Source organism: Pararhodobacter sp. (genome assembly GCF_034676075.1).
Lineage (GTDB): Bacteria > Pseudomonadota > Alphaproteobacteria > Rhodobacterales > Rhodobacteraceae > Pararhodobacter.
Map to the genome: position 1 here is coordinate 1 of NZ_JAUCCQ010000206.1, position 4,004 is coordinate 4,004.

Below are 4,004 nucleotides of genomic sequence, written 5' to 3' on the forward strand. Positions count from 1 at the left end.
CTCCTTCCTCTATTCCTGGGCGCGGAGCACGCCAGCGGGGCGCGCCGCCAGCGGCCGGAGCGCGAAGAGGAGCCCTGCGAGCAGCACGGCCAGGATCCCGCCCAGCACGATCAGCAGGGCCGAGACCGGGTCGAAGCGGAACGGGATCTCCATCACCTGCGTGAGCACCGCCCAGGCCGAAAACCCGCCCGCGGCGATCGCCACCAGCCCGGCCGCGGCGCCCATCAGCGCCGAGCGCAGGGCGAAGCTGGCAAGGATCCGGCCCCGCGTCGCGCCGAGCGTCTTCAGCACCGCCGCCTCGAAGACCCGCGCCCTTTCGCCGGCGGCCGCGGCGCCGATCAGCACCACGAAGCCGGTGGCGAGCGTCGCCAGCGCCGCCAGCGAGGTGGCGGCGGCCAGCGCGCCCAGAGCCTCGCCCAGCCGCTCGGCGGCCTCGCGGATCGGGATGGCGGTCACGTTCGGGAAGTCGCGGCCCAGCGCGCGCAGGATCGCCCCCTCGCTGCCCTCGGGCGCGCGGGCCGTGGCGATGACCGTATGCGGCGCCCCGGCGAAGGCGCCCGGGTTGAAGGTCATGACGAAGCCGATGCCGCCGGTGCGGAAATCGAGTTCGCGGAAATTGGCGATGGTGCCGGTGATGTCGCGGCCCAGCACGTTCACGGTGATCGTGTCGCCCAGTTTCAGGCCCAGTTCCGCCCCTTCCTCGACGCCGAAGGAGATCAGCGGCGGGCCTGCGTAATCCTCGGGCCACCACGCGCCCTCGGTCAGCCTGAGCCGCCCCTGATCGGCGGCATAGGTCAGGCCGCGGTCACCCCGCAGCACCCAATGATTGCCGTATTCCCGCGCCGGGCGGCCGTTGATCTGGGCGATCACCCCCCTCAGCTGCGGCGCCGTCTCGATGTCGCCGACGCCCTCGAAGGCCGAGAGAGCGGTGCGGAACGGCTCCACCTGATCGGGCTGCAGGTCGAGGAAGAAGAACGAGGGCGCGCGGTCGGGCATCTCGGTCGAGATGGCGCCGCGCAGGTTGGCGTCGATCTGGCCCACCGTGGCCAGCACCGTCAGCCCCAGCCCCAGCGACAGCACCACCGCCACCGCGCCCTCGCGCGGGTTGCCGACCGCGCCCAGCGCCAGCCGCAGCGCCGTCCGCCCCCTGAGCGCGCGCGACCGCGCCGCCCGCCGGGCCAGCGCCCTGAGCGCCACCGCCACCAGCGCCAGCAGCCCGAGCGACCCGGCGATGCCCAGCGCCGTGCCCAGCGCCAGCTGCCAGGTGCCCGAGAACCAGACCGCCGCGCCGATCAGCGCCGCGACCGAGAGCGCCAGCGCCAGCATCAGCAAGGCGCGCGGCCGGGCCCGGGCCTCGCCCCCCTGCCCGCGATAAAGCGCGGCGGCGCGGACCCGTTCGACCCGGGCCAGCGGCCAGAGGGTGAAGACCAGCGCCGTCAGCAGGCCATAGAGCGCGGCCTCGGCCAGCGGACGCGGGTAGATGCCGTTGGCAATGGGCACCGGCAGGCTGTCCTGCGCCAGCGGCACGGCGACCAGCAGCGCCCCGGCGCCCAGCGCCACGCCCAGCGCCACGCCCAGCAGGGTCAGCGCGCCGATCTGCAGGAAATAGGTGGCGAAGATCACCCGCCCCTCGGCCCCCAGCGTCTTCAGCGTGGCGATGACCCCGGTCTTCGCGTCGAGATAGGCCCGCACCGCCGCCGAGACGCCGATGCCGCCCACGGCGAGCCCGGCCAGCCCGACCAGCACCAGGAAGGCGCCGATCCGGTCGACGAAACGCTCGATCCCCGGCTCGGCCCGGGTCGAATCGCGCCAGCGGATGCCGGCGTCGTGGAAGGTGTCGATCAGCGAGCGGCGGGTCTGGGCCAGGGTCGCGCCCTCGGGCAGCAGCAGCCGGTACGAGGTGTCGAACATCGAGCCCGCGCCGACCAGCCCGGACTGGCGCAAGGCCTCGATCCCCACCAGGCTGCGGGGGCCGAAGCCGAAGGTGGTGCCCACCGTGTCAGGCTCGCGGACCACGGCGGCCATCAGGGCGAAATCCTGGGTGCCGAGGCGCACCGTATCGCCCACGGCGAGGCCCAGCCGGTCGATCAGCAAGGGGTCGAGCGCCGCGCCCGGCAGCCCGTCGCGCCCGGCGAGCAGGGTGGCCACGTCCATCGGCGGCTCGAAGACCGGGGCGCCGACCAGCGGCCAGTTGTCGTCGATGGCCTTGACCTGGGTCAGCGACCGCTCACCCGAGGGCGCGGTGGCCATGGAGCGGAAATCGACCACCTCCGACCAGGCGGCGGCATGCTCGGTCAGCCAGGCGCGTTCGGCCTCATCGGCGAAGCGATAGGTCAGCCGCAGTTCGGCGTCACCGCCCAGAAGCGCCCGCCCCTCCCGCGCCAACCCGCCCTCGATGGCCGAGCGGACCGAACCCACGGCGGCGATGGCCCCCACGCCCAGCGTCAGGCACAGAAGGAAGATGCGGAACCCGCCCAACCCGCTGCGCAGCTCGCGCCGGGCCAGCCTTGCGGCGATGGCGAGGCTCATTGCGCGGCCTCGGCGCGGGGCGTCGACCGGGTCTCGGTCTCGATCATCCCGTCGCGCAGATGGATCACCCGGTCGCAGCGCGCGGCGAGGTCCGGCGCATGGGTGACCAGCACCAACGTCGCCCCGTGCCGGTCGCGCAGGCCGAAAAGCATTTCCATGATCGCCTGCCCGTTCGGCCCGTCGAGGTTGCCGGTCGGCTCGTCAGCCAGCAGGATCGCCGGCCGGGGCGCGGCGGCACGGGCCAGCGCCACGCGCTGCTGCTCGCCCCCCGACAGCTGCGCCGGGTAATGGTGCATCCGGGCGCCGAGCCCGACGGCGGTCAGCTCTGCCTCGGCCCGTTCGAAAGCGTCCTTGCGGCCCGCCAGTTCCAGCGGCGTCGCCACGTTTTCCAGCGCGGTCATGGTCGGGATCAGGTGGAAGGACTGGAAGACGACCCCCATGTTGCCGCGGCGAAACCGCGCCAGCTGGTCCTCGTTCATCGCGGTCAGGTCACGGTCCAGCGCCCGCACGCTGCCGCCCGTGGCGCGCTCCAGCCCGCCCATCAGCATCAGGAGCGAGGACTTGCCCGAGCCCGAGGGCCCGACCAGACCGACCGATTGCCCCCGCTCAACTTCCAGCGAGATGCCCTTGAGGATATCGACAGGCCCGGCGTTGCCCTGCAAGGTCAGACGGGTATCGCGAAGCGACAGAACAGGATCGGGCATGAAGAATTTCCTTGGCGTTTTAGGCCGATATGGGGTCTCCCGGCGCGCAGGCAAGCGCTGGACGGCAGTGGCGGCGCTGGTTTTCACGCTGGCGGCGCCGATTTCCGTCGCCTCTGCCGAAACATTGCGCATCACCGCGCTGGGGGATTCGCTGACCCAGGGCTACGGGCTGATGCAGGACGAAGGGCTGGTGCCGCAGCTTGAGGCCTGGCTGCGGGCGCGCGGCCATGATGTGACGGTGCAGAACGCAGGCGTCAGCGGCGATACGACGACCGGGGGGCTGGCAAGGCTCGACTGGACGCTGGCCGATCGCCCGCAGGCGATGATCGTGGCGCTGGGGGGCAATGACCTGTTGCGCGGGATCGACCCGGCGCTGAGCCGCGCCAATCTGGACGCGATCCTCGCCCGGCTCGATGCCGAGGGGATCCCCGCCTTGCTGGTGGGCCTGCCCGCGCCGGGCAATTACGGGCCGGAGTTCCAGCAGGCCTTCGCGGCGATGTACCCCGAGGTCGCGGCGGAACACGGCGCGCTCCTGGTCTCCGACATGCTGGCCCCGATCGGGGCGGCGGTCGAAGCGGGGGCGGCGCCCGGGAGCCTTTTTCAGAATGACATGATCCATCCCAATCCGGCGGGCGTGGCGCTGGTCGTGGAAACCCTGGGCCCGGCGGTCGAGGAACTGCTGACGCGTATCACGCCCTGACCCGAGCGGCGCGTGGGTGGCGAGGCCGGGGGGTTTTCCACCCCCCGGACCCCCCGGAGGATATTTGCAGA

3 protein-coding genes are annotated in these 4,004 nt (G+C 72.7%); 1 reads left to right on the forward strand and 2 read right to left on the reverse strand.

Annotated features, from left to right (window positions below):
• Window positions 1-9 precede the first annotated feature (9 nt).
• Together VDQ18_RS23130 and VDQ18_RS23135 are read right to left on the reverse strand one after the other, a co-directional pair.
• Window positions 10-2,529, reverse strand: coding sequence for an ABC transporter permease (locus VDQ18_RS23130; protein ID WP_323023210.1), 2,520 nt, complete (start codon window positions 2,527-2,529; stop codon window positions 10-12).
• Window positions 2,526-3,233 carry an ABC transporter ATP-binding protein gene (locus VDQ18_RS23135; protein WP_323023211.1) on the reverse strand — a complete coding sequence of 236 codons (708 nt, stop codon included), beginning with the start codon at window positions 3,231-3,233 and terminating at the stop codon, window positions 2,526-2,528. The genes VDQ18_RS23130 and VDQ18_RS23135 overlap by 4 nt, the downstream gene beginning before the upstream one ends.
• On the opposite strand from VDQ18_RS23135, the gene VDQ18_RS23140 reads away from it, so the two are divergent.
• Window positions 3,232-3,933 (forward strand): arylesterase, encoded by a 702-nt coding sequence (locus tag VDQ18_RS23140; RefSeq protein WP_323023212.1) that lies wholly within the window; start codon window positions 3,232-3,234, stop codon window positions 3,931-3,933. The genes VDQ18_RS23135 and VDQ18_RS23140 overlap by 2 nt on opposite strands.
• The last annotated feature ends 71 nt before the right edge of the window (window positions 3,934-4,004 follow it).